Origin of the sequence: Lederbergia citrea (assembly GCF_018343525.1) — a bacterium.
In the GTDB taxonomy this organism is placed as follows: domain Bacteria; phylum Bacillota; class Bacilli; order Bacillales; family Bacillaceae_C; genus Lederbergia; species Lederbergia citrea.
Genome location: NZ_JAGYPH010000008.1, coordinates 1 through 17,500, shown reverse-complemented (window position 1 = coordinate 17,500; position 17,500 = coordinate 1). Strand labels below are relative to the sequence as shown.

The 17,500-nt window shown below is 40.7% G+C and carries 16 protein-coding genes, 1 tRNA gene, 2 rRNA genes, 1 other RNA gene and 1 other annotated feature (1 of these 21 cut by a window edge); of the genes, 4 read left to right on the top strand and 16 right to left on the bottom strand.

The genetic code is table 11. The features are described 5' to 3' along the window. The 9 genes from KHA88_RS20780 to tadA form a co-directional block, all read right to left on the bottom strand. Positions 1 to 553, bottom strand: a 16S ribosomal RNA gene (locus KHA88_RS20780); it reaches 999 nt to the left of the window's first position. Between the two features lie 211 nt (positions 554 to 764). Beyond that, positions 765 to 1,028 (bottom strand): pro-sigmaK processing inhibitor BofA family protein, encoded by a 264-nt coding sequence (locus KHA88_RS20775; RefSeq protein WP_213100141.1) that lies wholly within the window; start codon positions 1,026 to 1,028, stop codon positions 765 to 767. Positions 1,029 to 1,107: 79 nt separating this feature from the next. After that, positions 1,108 to 1,320 (bottom strand): YaaL family protein, encoded by a 213-nt coding sequence (locus KHA88_RS20770; protein WP_213100140.1) that lies wholly within the window; start codon positions 1,318 to 1,320, stop codon positions 1,108 to 1,110. Between the two features lie 17 nt (positions 1,321 to 1,337). Further along, entirely contained in the window at positions 1,338 to 1,934 is a 597-nt protein-coding gene (recR, locus tag KHA88_RS20765) for a recombination mediator RecR (RefSeq protein ID WP_213100139.1), read from the bottom strand. 11 nt (positions 1,935 to 1,945) lie between these two features. After that, positions 1,946 to 2,263: a YbaB/EbfC family nucleoid-associated protein gene (locus tag KHA88_RS20760; RefSeq protein ID WP_283247465.1), complete on the bottom strand. Its 318-nt coding sequence runs from the start codon at positions 2,261 to 2,263 to the stop codon at positions 1,946 to 1,948. Between the two features lie 24 nt (positions 2,264 to 2,287). Next, positions 2,288 to 3,979 (bottom strand): DNA polymerase III subunit gamma/tau, encoded by a 1,692-nt coding sequence (gene dnaX, locus KHA88_RS20755; RefSeq protein WP_213100137.1) that lies wholly within the window; start codon positions 3,977 to 3,979, stop codon positions 2,288 to 2,290. A gap of 123 nt (positions 3,980 to 4,102) precedes the next feature. Continuing rightward, on the bottom strand, positions 4,103 to 5,776 hold the full coding sequence (locus tag KHA88_RS20750; RefSeq protein ID WP_213108819.1) for a DUF2207 domain-containing protein: 1,674 nt from the start codon (positions 5,774 to 5,776) through the stop codon (positions 4,103 to 4,105). Positions 5,777 to 5,886: 110 nt separating this feature from the next. Continuing rightward, positions 5,887 to 6,152, bottom strand: an RNA gene (gene ffs / locus KHA88_RS20745) — signal recognition particle sRNA large type. Positions 6,153 to 6,224: 72 nt separating this feature from the next. After that, complete coding sequence (gene tadA, locus KHA88_RS20740) at positions 6,225 to 6,752, bottom strand: tRNA adenosine(34) deaminase TadA (RefSeq protein WP_213122763.1); 528 nt, start codon at positions 6,750 to 6,752, stop codon at positions 6,225 to 6,227. A 126-nt stretch (positions 6,753 to 6,878) separates the two neighbouring features. On the opposite strand from tadA, the gene KHA88_RS20735 reads away from it, so the two are divergent. The 3 genes from KHA88_RS20735 (at position 6,879) to KHA88_RS20725 (ending at position 9,594) form a co-directional block, all read left to right on the top strand. After that, complete coding sequence (locus KHA88_RS20735; protein WP_213100134.1) at positions 6,879 to 8,162, top strand: glycoside hydrolase family 18 protein; 1,284 nt, start codon at positions 6,879 to 6,881, stop codon at positions 8,160 to 8,162. A gap of 147 nt (positions 8,163 to 8,309) precedes the next feature. Beyond that, a complete protein-coding gene (locus KHA88_RS20730; protein ID WP_213100133.1) occupies positions 8,310 to 8,930 on the top strand; it encodes a deoxynucleoside kinase in 621 nt (206 codons plus the stop codon). A gap of 16 nt (positions 8,931 to 8,946) precedes the next feature. Then, a complete protein-coding gene (locus tag KHA88_RS20725; RefSeq protein WP_213122762.1) occupies positions 8,947 to 9,594 on the top strand; it encodes a deoxynucleoside kinase in 648 nt (215 codons plus the stop codon). A gap of 61 nt (positions 9,595 to 9,655) precedes the next feature. Here the strand turns inward: KHA88_RS20725 and KHA88_RS20720 are convergent. From KHA88_RS20720 to guaB, 6 genes are all read right to left on the bottom strand, one after another. Then, positions 9,656 to 9,748, bottom strand: a tRNA-Ser gene (locus KHA88_RS20720). 94 nt (positions 9,749 to 9,842) lie between these two features. After that, positions 9,843 to 11,117, bottom strand: coding sequence for a serine--tRNA ligase (gene serS, locus KHA88_RS20715; RefSeq protein WP_213122765.1), 1,275 nt, complete (start codon positions 11,115 to 11,117; stop codon positions 9,843 to 9,845). Positions 11,118 to 11,185: 68 nt separating this feature from the next. Continuing rightward, positions 11,186 to 11,401 (bottom strand) — a binding site (T-box leader). A 23-nt stretch (positions 11,402 to 11,424) separates the two neighbouring features. Then, the gene (gene pdxT / locus KHA88_RS20710) at positions 11,425 to 12,042 is read right to left on the bottom strand and encodes a pyridoxal 5'-phosphate synthase glutaminase subunit PdxT (RefSeq protein ID WP_213100143.1); all 618 of its coding nucleotides are present in this window, start codon (positions 12,040 to 12,042) and stop codon (positions 11,425 to 11,427) included. A gap of 2 nt (positions 12,043 to 12,044) precedes the next feature. Then, positions 12,045 to 12,926 (bottom strand): pyridoxal 5'-phosphate synthase lyase subunit PdxS, encoded by an 882-nt coding sequence (gene pdxS / locus KHA88_RS20705; RefSeq protein ID WP_213100131.1) that lies wholly within the window; start codon positions 12,924 to 12,926, stop codon positions 12,045 to 12,047. Between the two features lie 123 nt (positions 12,927 to 13,049). Then, positions 13,050 to 14,387: a serine hydrolase gene (locus tag KHA88_RS20700; RefSeq protein ID WP_430413724.1), complete on the bottom strand. Its 1,338-nt coding sequence runs from the start codon at positions 14,385 to 14,387 to the stop codon at positions 13,050 to 13,052. Between the two features lie 152 nt (positions 14,388 to 14,539). Then, on the bottom strand, positions 14,540 to 16,006 hold the full coding sequence (gene guaB / locus KHA88_RS20695) for an IMP dehydrogenase (protein WP_213100130.1): 1,467 nt from the start codon (positions 16,004 to 16,006) through the stop codon (positions 14,540 to 14,542). Positions 16,007 to 16,115: 109 nt separating this feature from the next. Here guaB and KHA88_RS20690 point away from each other — a divergent pair, with 109 nt between their 5' ends. Continuing rightward, the gene (locus KHA88_RS20690; protein WP_213108821.1) at positions 16,116 to 17,078 is read left to right on the top strand and encodes a YaaC family protein; all 963 of its coding nucleotides are present in this window, start codon (positions 16,116 to 16,118) and stop codon (positions 17,076 to 17,078) included. Positions 17,079 to 17,357: 279 nt separating this feature from the next. Here the strand turns inward: KHA88_RS20690 and rrf are convergent. Then, positions 17,358 to 17,474: ribosomal RNA gene (rrf, locus tag KHA88_RS20685) — 5S ribosomal RNA — on the bottom strand. Positions 17,475 to 17,500: the final 26 nt, after the last annotated feature.

The window sequence follows — 17,500 nt, the reverse complement described above, 5'->3', positions numbered from 1 at the left end:
TTGCCACCTACGTATTACCGCGGCTGCTGGCACGTAGTTAGCCGTGGCTTTCTGGTCAGGTACCGTCAAGGTACCGGCAGTTACTCCGATACTTGTTCTTCCCTGATAACAGAGTTTTACGATCCGAAGACCTTCATCACTCACGCGGCGTTGCTCCGTCAGACTTTCGTCCATTGCGGAAGATTCCCTACTGCTGCCTCCCGTAGGAGTCTGGGCCGTGTCTCAGTCCCAGTGTGGCCGATCACCCTCTCAGGTCGGCTACGCATCGTTGCCTTGGTGAGCCGTTACCTCACCAACTAGCTAATGCGCCGCGGGCCCATCTGTAAGTGATAGCCGAAGCCATCTTTCAACCTCTCCTCATGCGAGAAAAGAAGTTATCCGGTATTAGCTCCGGTTTCCCGAAGTTATCCCAGTCTTACAGGCAGGTTGCCCACGTGTTACTCACCCGTCCGCCGCTAACCTTTGGGAGCAAGCTCCCAAAGATCCGCTCGACTTGCATGTATTAGGCACGCCGCCAGCGTTCGTCCTGAGCCAGGATCAAACTCTCATAAAAGTAGTTTGTTAGCTCATTTGCTGGTCTTACTAAATTACTTTTGACGTTTCGTTTCGTTCAGTTTTCAAAGATCAAATTTCCCAATCGCTCATTGGCGACTTTTATATAATAGCATGGTTAATATATTTGTGTCAACACTATTTTCAAATTTATTTTTAATATCCTTTTTAATACGATAAATATAAAACATCCGCTCTTTTTGAACGGATGTTCATACAACCCATAACTGAATAATAGTCAATGCTGCTACTCCAGGTAATCCTAAAAATCCAGATATTGCTGTCGTGGCCAAATTAATAGGAACAAAGATTCCAAACTGATTGCCGACAGCATTCAAGAAAAACAAGAACAAGGCGCCAATCATCAGTTTCATAAATGATTGACCAATTAACTTCATTACCTTTCCCGGCATTCCTGCCAATAACAATAAAATAATTATTCCGGAGATAACTGATATTATTATAATTGAATCCAAGTATTGTCCCTCCCGGATCATCCTTTTAATGTATTGTATGAAAGGTTTGTCCGAAAAGAACCTTAGTGATTTCTATCTATTATCTTTTTATTATTATGTTTCTGTTTTTTGCCTCTGGAAAAAGAAAAAAATACTTGGCTTTGGCAAGCTTTGTCAAAGTACTTAGTTCAGCATTTTGTTCATAGCTTAGTTTTTCCATGCGTGAGAGTTCTAGCCAATCATTCCTTGTCGCTTCCATTAACTCTATAAATTTTTGATCGTATTGTTTGCGGAGCTTTTTTTTTCGAAACAAATCGGATACCTCTCTATCTATAGTTCTCTTCGACCTTCTAATGCTTTAGAGAGAGTAACTTCATCGGCGTATTCCAGGTCGCCTCCAACAGGAAGCCCATGAGCTATGCGAGTTACTTTAATGCCTGACGGTCTGAGCAAGCGCGAAATATACATCGCGGTCGCTTCACCTTCAATATTGGGATTTGTAGCTAAAATGACTTCCTGAACAGTTTCATCCTGTAGCCTTTTTAATAGGTCCGGGACATTAATGTCTTCAGGCCCTATTCCTTCCATTGGAGAAATGGAACCGTGCAGTACATGATAGAGCCCGCTATATTCTTTCATTTTTTCCATGGCAATGACATCCTTCGGTTCTTGGACAACACAGATAATGCTGCGATCCCGTCGTTGGTCATTGCATATATAGCAGGGATCTTGGTCGGTGATATGGCCGCAGATGGAGCAGTAGCCCAAGTCCCGTTTAGCATTCACAAGCGCCTTGGCAAAGTCCAATACCGTGTCTTCTTTCATACCAAGAACAAAAAATGCCAGGCGGGCTGCTGTTTTCGGCCCGATTCCCGGCAGTTTCATAAAGCTGTCAATCAACTTTGATATTGGTTCTGGATAATGCATATATAAACCTCCTAGAATCCAGGAAGATTCATTCCTTTAGTGAATTGCCCCATTGTTTGGTTAGTCAATTCCTCCGCTTTTTTCAAAGCGTCATTCGTAGCGGCAAGAACAAGGTCTTGTAGCATTTCGATGTCTTCAGGATCTACTACTTCTTCTTTCATATTCACTTCCAACACTTCTTTATGTCCAGATACAACGACTGTTACCATGCCGCCGCCCGCTGTACCTTCAATACGCTTTTCTCCAAGCTCTTCTTGAGCCTCTGCCATTTTCTTTTGCATTTTTTGCATTTGTTTCATCATACCTTGCATATTTCCCATTCCTCGCATCATCTTTCATACCTCCAAAGTAGTTTAGTTTTTAATTTCAATCAAATCAGCACCCACTAGCTTCATCGCTTCGGAAATAAGTGGATCCTCTTGATCATCCTCATTTTTGTCGCCATCTTGTTTTTGGTTTTGCAAAAATTCTTCCCGAATTTGCAGCCATTGATCTTCCGGAACACCGACAAATTGATATTGATTACCTGTAATTTCTTTAAAAAACTGAGATATAGTCTCAATAAGCTTATGATTTTCCGTGGCCATTTGGCAATGGATTTCATATTTGAATTTGAGAATGAAAGCATTCGGCGATGCAGCTGCTGGCTCGGCATCATTGAGAAGAGCCGACTGAGAACGCATTTGCCTGCTATTCAGCATTTCCAGTAAATCACCCCAGCGGCTTTTTACTGAATTTAAGTCTTCTCTTGTCGCTTCTTTTAAAACTTCCCGAATCATCCTAGTATTGGCTTTGAAGCCCTTCGTTGAACGAGCCGTAGCTTTCTTGGCAGGTTGCTGTGTTTGTGTAGCTTCACCAACTGGTACTTTATTCGCTTTTAAAAGCTCTATTTCCTTTTCAAGCGCTGCTATTTTAGCAAATAAGTCTTGAACGCCGTCCAAATCAGCAACGGTTTTCTTGGATTCTGTCTGGCATAATTTAACAAGGCAGACTTCTAAATAAATACGAGCGTGATTTGAAAATTTTATTTCCTGTTGGGTTTTATTCAGAATATCGATATACTCATAAATTTGTTCGTGCTCTATCTCACCAGCTAACGTAGTGAAATCATCATCAAGTAGCGCCCGCTCCATCGACTCTTCCAATGTAGGAGCCGTCTTGTAAAGCAGCATATCACGGTAGTAAAGAATCATATCTTCCGCAAAGCGAGCAGGGTCCTTACCTTGAAGCATCATATCATCAAGAGCAGCCAGCGCATCCGGAATCTCTTTTTTATAAATCGCCTGGCCGATTCTGTTCAAGTAGTTTTGTGAGACTGAGCCGGTAACCGTTAGAGCGTCTTCCACAGTCACTTGATCAGTGCTGAAGGAAACGGCTTGATCGAGCAGACTCAAAGCATCCCGCATTCCGCCGCCTGCGGCCCTCGCAATGACATGTAGTGCCTTCTCTTCAAACTGAAGGCCGGATTCTGACGCAATATGCGCCATTCTCCCCGTAATGTCTTGAGCCGTGATTCGTTTAAAATCGAACCGTTGGCAGCGAGATATAATCGTTAACGGTATTTTATGAGGTTCGGTCGTCGCCAAAATAAAGATAACATGCTTCGGCGGTTCCTCCAACGTTTTCAGCAATGCATTAAAGGCACCAATTGAAAGCATATGCACTTCATCAATAATATAGACTTTATACGGAACAGCGTTAGGGGCATATTTAACTTTATCCCGGATATCCCGAATTTCTTCGACCCCGTTATTTGAGGCGGCATCAATTTCAATGACATCTGGAATGGATCCGTCTGTTATTCCTAAACAAGCGGAACATTCATTACATGGTTCCGAGACTGGCATTTTTTCACAATTGACTGCTTTTGCCAAAATTTTAGCTGCACTCGTTTTTCCCGTTCCGCGCGGCCCTGAAAATAAATAAGCATGTGTAGTCTTTTGTTGAAGGAGAGCATTTTGCAAAGTTTTAGTGACATGTTCTTGTCCTACTACGTCTAAAAATGATTGCGGTCTCCATACTCGATACAGCGCTTGATAGCTCATGCTCTCCCCCTCCTTTTTCTTTACAATAATTTCGGACCTTTCCTTCTATTATACCTTACTTGAGCATGGATTTACAAAGTGAATCTAAATAGGTCGCGATATTCATTTCTTTTGCTTAAAAGGTTAAAACGCTCCAGATCCACCGCCCCCACCGCCGACTCCACCACCACTGCTTGAGCCGCTTCCGGTGCTAGAGTCAGCGGCAGCTGCCCTTTTTATTTCTTTATCAGCAGATATAAATGTTGAAGTTAGCATCGGTCCTGTAACCATATAATAAGTTAAAAACGAATGATCGGTTTGCCTACTGAAATTATCATCTATGGATACAATCTTTTTTTTCGTTCCTAATCCATAAATTAAGGCAATTTCCTGGTCCTCTTCCGACCATTTATTAAATTCCGTTTCTTTAATATCATCAAATCTTAGCCAAAACTGCTGCCATTCTTTTTTTATGATTAACCCATCCCAGGAAAGCGGCTTATAAAACAGCGTCATTCCCATTCCAGTCATAAACAACAAGGTTGTCATGAACATCCATAAATACAAATCATATAGAATAAAGAGTACGGTGAGTGGAATAAGCATAAAACTTACAATACCGAAAAGCCACCTTACAGGAGCCTTGTTCTCAAATATTCCAAAAGCTGCTATTTCTTCTTTTAAAGCCTGGCGCCACTCTGCCATCGTCTTTTCATAGCGCCAATGATTTTTCTTTTCGTTGACATATAGATTTAAATCCTCTGAATGAAAAGTTCCTTCTTTTCCCACTTCATAAAACAACCAATCCAATAAAACAGTTTCATGCCGATTTTCGACATTTCGGTTGACGAGCAAAAATTCATTATCCGACAATTGTTTCACATACTTTTTTCGGACAAGATCCAACAATGCTGCCGCCACCATATTAGTGGAAAATGATTTTGTGTGGAAAATGGTTGCGGGCATACTCATCTTCAATTTAGGAAGAACAAGTCTTTCTTTAGTAATTTCAATATTGGCAGCTTCACCATTACGCCTTGAGGAAATTGCGGCAATCGCAATAAACATAGTAAAAATAGCAGATACGATTGGAATGACGATCTTACCGACAGAGGACATCGTTTCTTTATTCTCCGCGTACTTCCTTTTCTGTTCCGCTAACTTCTGTTTTTCTTCAATAATCGTATTCTTTATTTCTTTACTAGATGTTGTAGCTATTGCCGGAAACAAATTAGATTCATAAGCAACCCGAATATCTCCATTTTCCCCTGCAGCCACTTTTCCTAAATGAAAATGCACTGTACCATCTGCATCAATTTGTTCCGCCTCATACGCTTCATCATACCCGAGTGCCATGACATCATTGGCTGGGTGTGGAGGGTGAACCGTAATGGTCATTTGTTCATATGATGATTCATTGCGCTCATCGAAAAATGGCCAATAAAACTCTGTCATATCTTTATACTTTGTAACGCCGCCTTCAATCCTGTATCGGAGAATGACTTCAATCGTTTCATCTGAACCACTTCGATATATTTTATATAAATGATCTTCTTTTTTTATTTTTAATTTAGCACCATCTTCACTTGCCTGAAATGAAGTAATCTTCGCTCCTTTTTTCGGGACAATTTCTCGGGTAATTCCATTAAAATCTCCATCAAAAGAATATGTATGCTTTTCTTCTACAATGACATCGCCATTATTCATCATTTGCGCATCAATCAGCACATCTGTAATTGAATATTCGACTGCCAACACTTTCATAGGCAATAATACAAATATGGATAAGATAAGTAATGTGACTAATTTTCTCTTCATATAACACACCCCTTTATATGACTACGATAATAGAAGAGGAAAGTTTCACATTATAAATACAAAAAACCCATCCACGATTGTGAATGGGTTTGTGTTTATAAATTAAGCTGCCGCACACCTTTCTCTGACTGTGCACCATAAACGTTACTTAAGCAGTTAGCTCGACCCAGGCTGCCCTGCGGCACATGGGAGCGTCCACTTAATGCTGCTTCCTTCCGGACCTGACATGGTTCATGGATTCCCATTGCGCAGGACCCGGGTGTCAACACCACTTACTTAAGGCAGACCCTACAGTACATCAACCTCGGAAAGGAATTCAACCCCGCTGGAGCGGATTGCGGGTTACAGGGCTCCGCTACTTCCCCGTCTAGCACGGCAAAATTAATACCAATGTTAATGACACACATGATGTGTGCAAGATTTAGTATACTATTTATTAGAAAAAAAATCAACGGTTGTTGTCAGGCAGTTGTTCCCAATTAGCTTCCGCAATCATTTGTTGCTTTCGGGCTTCTTTCTTCTTTTTACGAATCTCACGAAAAAAATTACTTAGAAGCCGTCCACATTCCTCTTCAAGTACACCCTCAATCACTTCGCTTTGATGATTAAACCGTTCATCCCCTAGCAAATTCATCAATGTGCCAGCACAGCCTGCTTTTGGATCAGCGGCACCATAAACTACTTTTTTGATGCGCGATAAGATGATAGCGCCGCTACACATCGGGCAAGGTTCAAGAGTTACATACAACTCTGCCCCTTCCAGTCGCCATGTACCAAGTTTTTTACAAGCTTTTTCAATGGCGATCAGCTCTGCATGAGCAACCGCATTTTGATCCGTTTCACGAAGATTATGGGCTGTTGAAACAACTTCTCCATTCAGGACCATAACGGCTCCAATTGGAACTTCATTCATATCGCCCGCTTTCTCCGCTTCAGCGATGGCCATTCTCATATAATACTCATCCGTTCGCTCCATGTTAAAGCTCCTCACCACATTGTTTTAACTAATATTTTAGCAAAAATACTACGGATTATCAGGTCTATCCCCCATTCATCGTTCATACAATGGTGACAACCATTGATTTGGTTAAGGGGGGATTAAATGCAAATTCATATTGTGCAGCCCAATCAGACATTGACTTCGATTGCTGCCCGCTACGGAGTAACACCTGCAGTCATTACTGATGCGAATGAACTACCAAATCCTGATCGACTTGTCGTTGGTCAAGCAATAGTCATACCGATTGTTGGAAGCTTTTATTTTGTTGAAGCTGGTGACAGCCTCTTTTCCATCGGAAGAAAGTTTGGTATTCCCTACCAAGAGCTAGCCCGTATTAATAATATTCAAGTAAATCAGCCGCTTCGGGTCGGGATGCGGCTCTATATTCCACAAAGGCAAAAGTCGAATAGAGAATTCAACGCGTACGTAGAACCATTTGGCACCACCGTATCAGCTGCACTTGAAACAAGCGCGAGGAAAGCTGCACCTTATTTAACTTATTTATCTCCATTTGCCTACCATGCGAAGCGTGACGGATCATTGTCCGCTCTTCCTTTAAATAATTTCCCTGATATTGCGCGAGCCAATAATAACGTGCTCGTCATGGCTATCGCAAATCAGGAGGAGGGACAATTCAGCACCGAGCTTGGGCATATTCTGCTGACGAATAATCAAGTTCAAAATACTTTTTTAACAAATATCATGAACGAGGCGAAACGAATTGGATTCAGGGATATTCATTTTGATATTGAACGATTATCTGCATCAGACCGAGAGCCGTATAACAACTTTCTGCGAAAAGCGCGCGATCTATTCCATAAAGAGGGAATTATGATTTCTACCGCCCTTGCCCCAAGAACGAGCGCAGAGCAAACAGGGGAATGGGTGGCGGGTCATGATTATAGTGCAATTGGAGCAATCGTTGATTACGTCGTTATTATGACATATGAATGGGGCTATAGCGGTGGTCCTGCAATGGCTGTATCGCCCATCGGACCTGTTCGTCAAGTATTGGAATATACGAAAACAGTCATCCCAGCAAATAAAATAATGATGGGGCAAAACTTATACGGCTACGACTGGACCCTTCCGTTTGTTCAAGGAACAACAGCTAAAGCCGTCAGTCCACAACGGGCTATTGAAATTGCAGCAGACAATAATGTGGCCATTCAATATGACGAGAAGTCACAGGCTCCTTTTTTCAACTATACCGCCTCAGATGGGAAAAGACATGAGGTATGGTTTGAAGATGCTCGGTCAATCCAAGCTAAATTTGATCTTGTTAAAGAATTACAATTGCGTGGCGTCAGCTATTGGAAGCTCGGATTATCCTTCCCCCAAAACTGGCTTCTAATAACCGATAACTTTCATGTTGTGAAAAAATAATCTATTGAAATTTCAGCCTAAGAGGATAAGCCCGATTAGGCTGTTTGTATTTATTCCTGATTTTCCTAGTTCCTTGGCTCCTTGAGTATGATAAAATAACCATTGCTGCGGTTTTTTGCAGCCTATTTATTTTAAGGAGGCAGCTTGATGGGACAGGCACCTTTTATTGCTGTTGAAGGCCCTATAGGGGTAGGTAAATCTTCTCTAGCAAAAGCTATATCAGACCATTTTGGCTATTATTTTTTACAAGAGATCGTTGATGAAAATCCTTTCTTACATAAATTTTATAAGGATATTGGCGAATGGAGCTTTCAAACGGAAATGTTTTTCCTTTGCAACCGGTATAAGCAGCTAGAAGATACAGAAAGAGATTATCTAAGTAGCGGAAAGCCCGTTGCAGCAGATTATCATATTTTTAAAAACTTAATTTTTGCGAAACGTTCTCTTCATCAAGATCAATACGACAAATATGTACAAGTTTTTGATATTTTAACTAAAGGACAAGCAAAGCCGAACTTAATTATTTATTTAACAGCAGAACTTGATACATTATTTGCCCGAATAAAGAAACGGGGTCGAGGGTTTGAAAAAGATATTGATCCCACCTATTTAAAACAGCTATCTGCAGATTATGAAGCTTATATGGATGAATATGAAAGAAGACATCCTCATATTCCAGTTCTTCGCTTCGACGGAGACAAGCTTGACTTTGTTGCAAATGGAAATGATTTGACATTTATTTTCGACGCTATTCAAGAAAAATTATAAGAAGGAGCCTTTTCCCATGGATTTACGTACGAAATTTAATATTCCCTCGAATGCGGTCATTGCGATTGCGGGCACTGTCGGAGTAGGTAAGTCAACAATGACAAGAACTTTAGCAGAAGCGCTTGGCTTCAAAACATCATTTGAAAAAGTTGACGCAAATCCTTATCTCGACTTATTTTATCACGATTTTGAAAGATGGAGTTTTCACTTACAAATTTATTTTCTCGCAGAACGCTTTAAAGAGCAAAAGCGAATGTTTGAACAAGGCGGTGGATTTATTCAAGACCGCTCCATTTATGAAGATACTGGGATTTTTGCTAAAATGCATTACGAAATTGGTAATATGACAGAGACTGATTATGAAACGTACATTAATTTATTTGAAGCAATGGTTATGACGCCGTATTTCCCTCATCCTGATCTTCTCCTTTATTTAGAAGGACCACTAGAAGACATTCTTCAACGCATTCATCTTCGTGGACGTCCGATGGAACAACAAACGCCGGATTCATATTGGATTGAAATGCATGAGCGTTACGAAAAGTGGATCGAATCATTCGATGCCTGCCCGGTGCTTCGACTAAATATTAATGATTATGACTTAATCAATGACAGCAGTTCAATTAACTCGATTATCGAACAAATTAGTAAGCATATTAAATAGAAAAAACCCACTGCAATAGGCAGTGGGTTATTTAATCTCCAATATTTATGCGCAATGTTAATGGAGGAGGTAGAGGGATTCGAACCCCCGCGGGATTTGACTCCCCTGTCGGTTTTCAAGACCGATCCCTTCAGCCGGACTTGGGTATACCTCCGTAGCAACAAAAATAATTTTAACAGCCGTAATTGAGATTGTCAATATATTATTTGTGGCTCATAAAAACTTTTTTATGAGCCACTTTTTAATACTTACTCGATCACTTCTCGGTTCCTCATGTAGGGGCGAAGGACTTCTGGAATAATGACTGTGCCGTCTTCCTGTTGGTAGTTTTCCAAAATGGCCGCTACTGTTCTGCCAACAGCCAAACCAGAGCCGTTTAGCGTATGAACATGTTCTGGTTTTGCTTTTGGCTCAGGGCGGAAACGAATATTAGCGCGTCTCGCCTGGAAATCTTCAAAATTTGAACAAGAAGAAATCTCTCGGTATTTATCTTGGCTAGGTATCCAAACTTCAAGATCATATTTTTTCGCCGCTGTAAAACCAAGATCTGCAGTACACATACTTAACACACGGTATGGCAATTTAAGCAGTTGCAACACTTTTTCAGCATGTCCAGTAAGTTTTTCAAGCTCGGCATAAGATTCTTCTGGTTTTACAAATCTGACCAATTCCACTTTATTAAACTGATGTTGGCGAATGAGACCACGCGTATCACGGCCAGCTGATCCAGCTTCAGAACGGAAATTAGCGCTATAGGCCGCATAGGTGATTGGAAGCTGATCAATGTTTAAAATTTCATCGCGATGATAATTGGTCACCGGCACTTCCGCTGTAGGAATCAAGAAATAATCTTCGCTCTCAACCAAGAATGCATCTTCTTCAAATTTAGGTAGCTGACCTGTCCCTGTCATACTTGCTCGATTCACAAGATAAGGTGGAAGCATTTCCTCGTAGCCATGCTCTTCCACATGAAGATCTAGCATAAAACTGATAAGCGCACGCTCTAAACGTGCTCCTAGCCCTTTATAAAAGACAAAACGACTACCTGTTACCTTTGCCGCTCTTTCAAAGTCTAAAATGCCAAGGCCTGTAGCAACTTCCCAATGCGGCTTTAATTCAAAAGCAAACTCGGGAACCTCTCCCCATTTACGAATTTCAACATTATCATCTTCCGTTTCTCCAACGGGCACACTTTCATGGGGAATATTCGGGATAGATAACAATAAATGCTCCAGCTTTTCTTCAACTTCACGTATCCCGTTATCCAATTCTTTAATCTCGTCTCCAACTGCACGCATCTCTGCGATTAAGTCATCAGCATTCTGTTTTTCTTTTTTCAGCTTTGCAATTTGTTGAGATACTTCATTCCGTCTACTTTTAAACTGCTCTGCCTTCGCGATCGCGGCACGCCGTTGTTTATCTAATTCCTCAAATTTATCCAGATCACTTAGATCTTCTCCACGATGCTGCAGTTTTGCCTTTACCTCTTCAATATTTCCACGAAGCTGCTTCATATCAAGCATGATTAACCCTCCTAAATTTTTCTTCATTCCTCGAGCTTTTTTTAAAACACAAAAAACTCCCGTCCCTTAAAAGGGACGAGAGTTTACCCGCGTTGCCACCCAAATTGAAAGCATGATGCTTTCCTCTTAAACAGATAACGGCTTTGAACCGAAAATGCTTACAAGCTCGGAGCGTTCGGCATTTTGCTCGAGGATGGATTCACAGGTTGCACCACCGATTTTCACCAACCACCGGCTCTCTACAAGGCCACAGGCCTGTTACTATTTCCTCTCAATACTTTATACATATAAATTTTCTCATACTATACTACAAAGATGTATCAATTGCAACTTTTTCTTGCGAAAAATCTTCCTTTGCAGCATTTACCATATCCAAGAAGTATTGCGTAAAGCGATAGTCATCCGTTAACTCTGGATGGAAAGAACAGCCAAGGAGATATCCTTCACGAGCCGCTACAATTCGTCCATCATATTTTGCCAGGATTTCAACATTCTCTCCAGCTTCTGTAATATGGGGAGCTCTGATGAAAACCGCGTTCATGGAATCCGCTACACCTGCAATAGCAATTTCAGCTTCAAAACTATCTCGCTGGCGTCCAAATGAATTACGCTCTACAGCAATATCCATCAGACCTAAATGAACCTGATCAGAACCGTCAATTTCTTTCGCCAACAAAATCAACCCCGCGCATGTACCAAACAGCGGTTTCCCTTTTGCTGCAAATTCCTTTAATGGCTCAATCATTTCATACTTATCAAGCAGTCTGCGCATTGCCGTACTTTCACCGCCTGGAAGGATTAAACCATCTAACCCCGTGAGTTGTTCAACACTTTTCACAACTACCGCCTGCGCTCCGCATTGTTCCACAGCTTGTACATGCTCACGGACCGCTCCTTGTAAGCCAAGTATGCCGATCGTAGTCACGTTTACCACCCGCGTTCCTGCATCCGGTTTTCCGGTGCAAGTGTAGAAATTTCAAGACCTTTCATCGGTGTTCCAAGTCCTTTTGATAGCTCAGCAATTTTTGCGTAATCCTGATAATGGGTTGTTGCTTCTACAATCGCTCTTGCAAATTTTGCAGGATTTTCAGATTTGAAAATTCCTGATCCAACAAACACGCCATCAGCACCCAACTGCATCATCAAAGCAGCATCTGCTGGTGTTGCAACACCACCTGCTGCAAAGTTTACTACCGGTAAGCGCCCGTTTCGTTTAATTTCTAATAATAATTCATACGGTGCACCTAGTAATTTCGCTTCTGTCATTAACTCGTCTTCATTCATATAAGCAATTTTTCGTACTTGTGCGTTTACTTTTCTAATATGACGAACAGCCTCTACGATATTTCCTGTTCCAGGCTCACCTTTTGTTCTAAGCATTGAAGCACCTTCGCCAATACGTCTTGCTGCTTCACCTAGATCACGACAGCCACAAACAAATGGAACCGTATATTCTTTTTTATTTAAATGAAATTCTTCATCTGCTGGCGTCAATACTTCGCTCTCGTCAATATAGTCAACGCCCATCGCTTCCAACACACGTGCTTCAACGATGTGACCTATCCGTGCCTTTGCCATGACTGGAATAGAAACAGCTGCCATTACTTCCTCAACGATTGATGGATCGGCCATCCTTGCTACTCCGCCGGCAGCACGGATATCGGAAGGTACACGCTCGAGAGCCATTACAGCTACAGCTCCTGCTTCCTCCGCTAATTTAGCCTGTTCTGCATTAATTACGTCCATGATTACGCCGCCCTTTTGCATTTCAGCCATGCCGCGTTTTACCCGATCTGTTCCAGTTCTCATTTCCAGTCGCCCCTTTATGATTTAAATATTCTGTTTTTTATTATTAAAACTATCGGAATAATATGTTTCAATTTTAGTTAACTATAAAAGTACCCCCCTGTCAATGGGGGGTACTTTTTAAGGTTAAAACCAACCTTTCACAGCATTCGAAACACCAGTCCAAATATCAGAGAAAAAGCCACCAACGCCGCGCATCATCAATACGAACCAATTTGCTTTTTCGGCCTTCTCTGCTGTAATCACTTTTACTGTTGGCTTATAACTCTTTTCCAAATAACCGAAATCTTTACCTTCTTTATAGACTGCGCCAAGTGTCCCAACTTGTTCGCCTTTCTTTAAAGGAGCCGTTACTTGTCCATGCTTATTAATTTTCTTTTTATCTTCAGTAAAAACTGGTTTATATGATTTTTCCTCACCATTTTTTATGACTATTTTCAAAGGTGCCTGCGAATGAATCTTCACAGATTTCTCTTTACCTTTAATAACTGGTAATGATTCATTGCCTTTTATCTTGTAATTTTCAGGGAAAATTTCTTTAATAGAGAAATTGGAGAACGCATATTCCATCATTTTTTTCGTTTCACCAAATCTGCCTCTATCACTGCTCATGCCGTTTGAATCTTTTGCATTCATTACAACCGTAATGACCCGCATATTATCGCGTTCCGCCGTTCCTGTAAAGCAGCGCCCTGCAAAATCAGTTGTTCCAGTTTTCAAACCATCTACGCCTGGATATTCATATTCTAGAGATGGAAGCATCTGGTTCCAGTTTTTCATTTCGCCTATTAAATTACGAAATTCTTTTCTTGGTATACTTGATGTCTCTAAAACCTCTGGATAATCCTTCATTAATCGTGATGCCAACTTAGCAGTCGCTCGTGCTGACATGACATTTTCATCTTCTGGGCCTGTCCCTTTCGGATGCTTGCCTTTTAAATCACGATTATTAACACCTGATGAATTGACAAATTTATAATCTTTTAATCCAAGCTCTTTTGCTTTCTTGTTCATTAATTTGACAAACTCTGATTCAGATCCTGCAATCGCTTCTGCAATGGCAATAGTCGCTCCATTAGCCGAAAAAATGGCCATCGCTTCATATAATTCTCTAATTGTATATTTTTTACCAACTTCTAGGCCTACATTTGATAGACTTGAATCTATTGAAACTAGATGAGCATATTCACTAATTGTTTGCTTTTGATCCCATTTAAGTTTCTTATCTTTGATGGCTTCAAACATGAGGTATTCAGTCATCATTTTTGTCATTGAAGCAATACCTAGTGCAGTATCTTCATTTTTTGCATAAAGGATTTTACCTGTACTCGCCTCGACTATAATGGCAGCATCGGCATTCACATCAAGAGATCCTTTTGCAAAAGATCGGTCCGGAAACTGGAATAAACTTAATAACATAACTGTAACTAAGGAAAAAGCAACATACATTCTGTACGATCTTATTTTCACAAGTAAACCCTCCAACATAATATGTACACGTTTGTCATTTTATCATACATATGAATGATTTAGTAGATGACAATAGTATTTAAAAAACAACAAAAAAATGGCAAAGGTCCATGAATATGTGAATACATGGACCTGCCATCCATAAATTAGGAAATAGAGTAGTTCGGTGCCTCTTTTGTAATTTGAACATCATGTGGATGACTTTCTCTCAAGCCAGCTCCAGTCATTCTAATAAATTGTGCTTTTTCACGGAAATCTTGCAAATCCGCGGCACCGCAATAGCCCATTCCAGCACGTAAACCACCGGTTAGCTGATAAAGAGTATCGGCAAGCGGTCCTTTATATGGCAAGCGTCCTTCAATTCCTTCAGGCACAAACTTTTTCGCATCTTCTTGGAAATAGCGATCTTTAGATCCTTTCGCCATCGCTCCCTCAGATCCCATTCCTCGGTACACTTTAAACCGGCGTCCTTGGAATATTTCAGTTTCTCCTGGGCTTTCAGAAGTCCCGGCAAGTAAGCTACCTAGCATAACGGCATGTCCGCCTGCTGCCAATGCTTTAACGATATCACCGGAGTATTTAACACCGCCGTCTGCAATAATCGCCTTCCCGCGTTTTCTTGCTTCAGTGGCACAATCATAAATCGCTGTAATTTGTGGTACACCTACTCCCGCGACTACACGGGTTGTACAAATAGAACCTGGCCCAATGCCTACTTTTACTACATCCGCACCGGCATCAAACAATTCGGCCGTCGCTTCCGCTGTTGCTACATTTCCAGCAATGATATTTAAATTTGGATATTGGCTGCGAATTTCACTTACCGTATCCATTACACCAGCAGAATGTCCGTGGGCTGTATCCACGACAATGACATCTACCTGTGATTTAACAAGCATTTCAACACGTTTCATCGTATCCTTCGTTACGCCTACTGCAGCTCCCACAAGTAATCTGCCTTGAGTATCCTTAGCTGAGTTAGGGAATTCAATTACCTTTTCAATATCCTTAATTGTAATCAAGCCTTTTAAAACTCCTTGATCATCAATAAGTGGTAACTTTTCAATGCGATGCTTCTGCAGAATGCTTTCTGCTTCCGCCAATGTCGTTCCAACCGGAGCTGTCACTAAATTTTCTTTCGTCATGACATCTGTGATTAAGAGGGAATAATCTTGGATAAAGCGCATATCGCGATTCGTAATGATACCAACTAATATTTTATCCTCTTCATTATTAACAATAGGGACTCCGGAAATGCGGTACTTACCCATTAAGTGTTCCGCATCATACACTTTATGTTCCGGTGTTAAAAAGAAAGGATCGGTTATTACACCGCTTTCGGAACGCTTTACCTTATCCACCTGTTCCGCTTGCTGTTCGATGCTCATATTTTTATGAATGATACCCAACCCGCCTTGGCGCGCCATTGAAATGGCCATTTTAGATTCAGTAACGGTATCCATCCCTGCGCTAATGATGGGGATCTTCAACTTCAAGGTTTGTGTTAACTCTACCTTTAAATTAACATCTTTTGGTAATATTTCCGATTTAGCCGGTATTAATAGCACATCATCAAACGTTAAACCTTCTTTAGCGAACTTTGATTCCCACATTTTTTCTTCCCCCTGCCCCGAAATATTATTAGTAGGTTATCAATTGGTTAAAATACTGTCAAGGATATGTGATGATGTTCCATTTTTCAAATAATTCGGAGGTATTATATTGGAGAATCTAGATTTTATATGGAAGCGATTAAATTTCTTTCAATCCGCTGATACTACACAGCGTTTTTTAAAAAATGGCTATCATAACCTGGGTGTAAATGATGCAGAATTAAAAAGCTATGATAACTGTTATCCATTTATGTATTACTTGGAACAAGGTGAATTATTTTATAATCAGGCTGCTTTATCACCCTTTTCTATAAAACCAATCTTACTTTTCTATGGTCTCGTTCATTTATTGAAAGCCTGTATTCTAACTACCGATCCATTTTATCCATCATCAACTTCTGTTCTTGCTCACGGAGTTTCAGCTAGAAAAAGAAAGAAGAGGCAATATTATTTTTATCATGATGAAATTAAAATCCAAAAATATGGATTATGCCCCCATTTTTCAGAACAGATGTTTCACGTGAAACATCTTGAAGGAGAAAAATTTATTATGGGGGAGCTGTTTTCATTAGTCGCTGAACTAGATGATGCTTTTTTATTTATTAAAGGCAAATCAAATATGATTGTTTTACAACGGAGCAACACAAATTTAATTACAATCCCAAGAGAAGCAAGCGACTTATATCACATGGATGACAAGAGATTAAAACAATACTTAAATGATAAATATAAGGGCGGACAAATTTCCTGGCAAGGTGAAAATGATGCCGAACAGCTGACATTTGAAAGAAAGGAGGCTATAAAACCACCTTTTCGAGAGAATATCTTCAAACAAGTCACTTGTCTTCCAGCAAGGTTACATTCAAATAATACCCTTCCCGATATGATTATCCATTATTTAATTTTGTATAACTTGAGTATGATTGCCCGTTACGAAACAGAGTGGTGGTTCGAGTTAATAAAAACGACACCTAATTCCGATTACCCCTTTATAAAGACATTCCTTGATATCACGGAAAAAAAGGGCCCTTTCCTTGTTTATCAATATTTAATGCAAGGACAACCATTATAAAGAAGACCACGTTATGGAATCATTCCATAACTCGTGTTCCTAACGAATTTTGGTTCCGGCGTGGTCTCTTCGCTATCGTCACCAGATCTTGCATAGGATATTATGAAGACAGGAAACTTCTTATTTTAGTAAAAGCTGTACTCATGAGGCCATCATAAGGACGGATTTTGGTAAAAACTGTACTCATGAAGCTGCCATGGACAAGCTGCCAGAAATTGATACTTTAATTATAAACACAAAAAAACACGCTATGGATTAAACCATACCGTGTTCTTAGTTGCCTGGCAACGTCCTACTCTTGCAGGGGGAGATCCCCCAACTACCATCGGCGCTGAAGAGCTTAACTTCCGTGTTCGAGATGGGAACGGGTGTGACCTCTTCGCTTTCGTCACCAGACTATTTTGAGGTATTCATTCCCTCAA

What these genes read in the sequence shown, in the direction of transcription:
- KHA88_RS20750 (WP_213108819.1), bottom strand. Translation starts at nt 5,776, where the DNA reads ATGAAGAGAAAATTAGTCACATTACTTATCTTATCCATATTTGTATTA.
- dnaX (WP_213100137.1), bottom strand. Translation starts at nt 3,979, where the DNA reads ATGAGCTATCAAGCGCTGTATCGAGTATGGAGACCGCAATCATTTTTA.
- pdxS (WP_213100131.1), bottom strand. Translation starts at nt 12,926, where the DNA reads ATGAGAACTGGAACAGATCGGGTAAAACGCGGCATGGCTGAAATGCAA.
- KHA88_RS20760 (WP_283247465.1), bottom strand. Translation starts at nt 2,263, where the DNA reads ATGCGAGGAATGGGAAATATGCAAGGTATGATGAAACAAATGCAAAAA.
- guaB (WP_213100130.1), bottom strand. Translation starts at nt 16,006, where the DNA reads ATGTGGGAATCAAAGTTCGCTAAAGAAGGTTTAACGTTTGATGATGTG.
- KHA88_RS20730 (WP_213100133.1), top strand. Translation starts at nt 8,310, where the DNA reads ATGGGACAGGCACCTTTTATTGCTGTTGAAGGCCCTATAGGGGTAGGT.
- recR (WP_213100139.1), bottom strand. Translation starts at nt 1,934, where the DNA reads ATGCATTATCCAGAACCAATATCAAAGTTGATTGACAGCTTTATGAAA.
- KHA88_RS20725 (WP_213122762.1), top strand. Translation starts at nt 8,947, where the DNA reads ATGGATTTACGTACGAAATTTAATATTCCCTCGAATGCGGTCATTGCG.
- serS (WP_213122765.1), bottom strand. Translation starts at nt 11,117, where the DNA reads ATGCTTGATATGAAGCAGCTTCGTGGAAATATTGAAGAGGTAAAGGCA.
- KHA88_RS20735 (WP_213100134.1), top strand. Translation starts at nt 6,879, where the DNA reads ATGCAAATTCATATTGTGCAGCCCAATCAGACATTGACTTCGATTGCT.
- tadA (WP_213122763.1), bottom strand. Translation starts at nt 6,752, where the DNA reads ATGGAGCGAACGGATGAGTATTATATGAGAATGGCCATCGCTGAAGCG.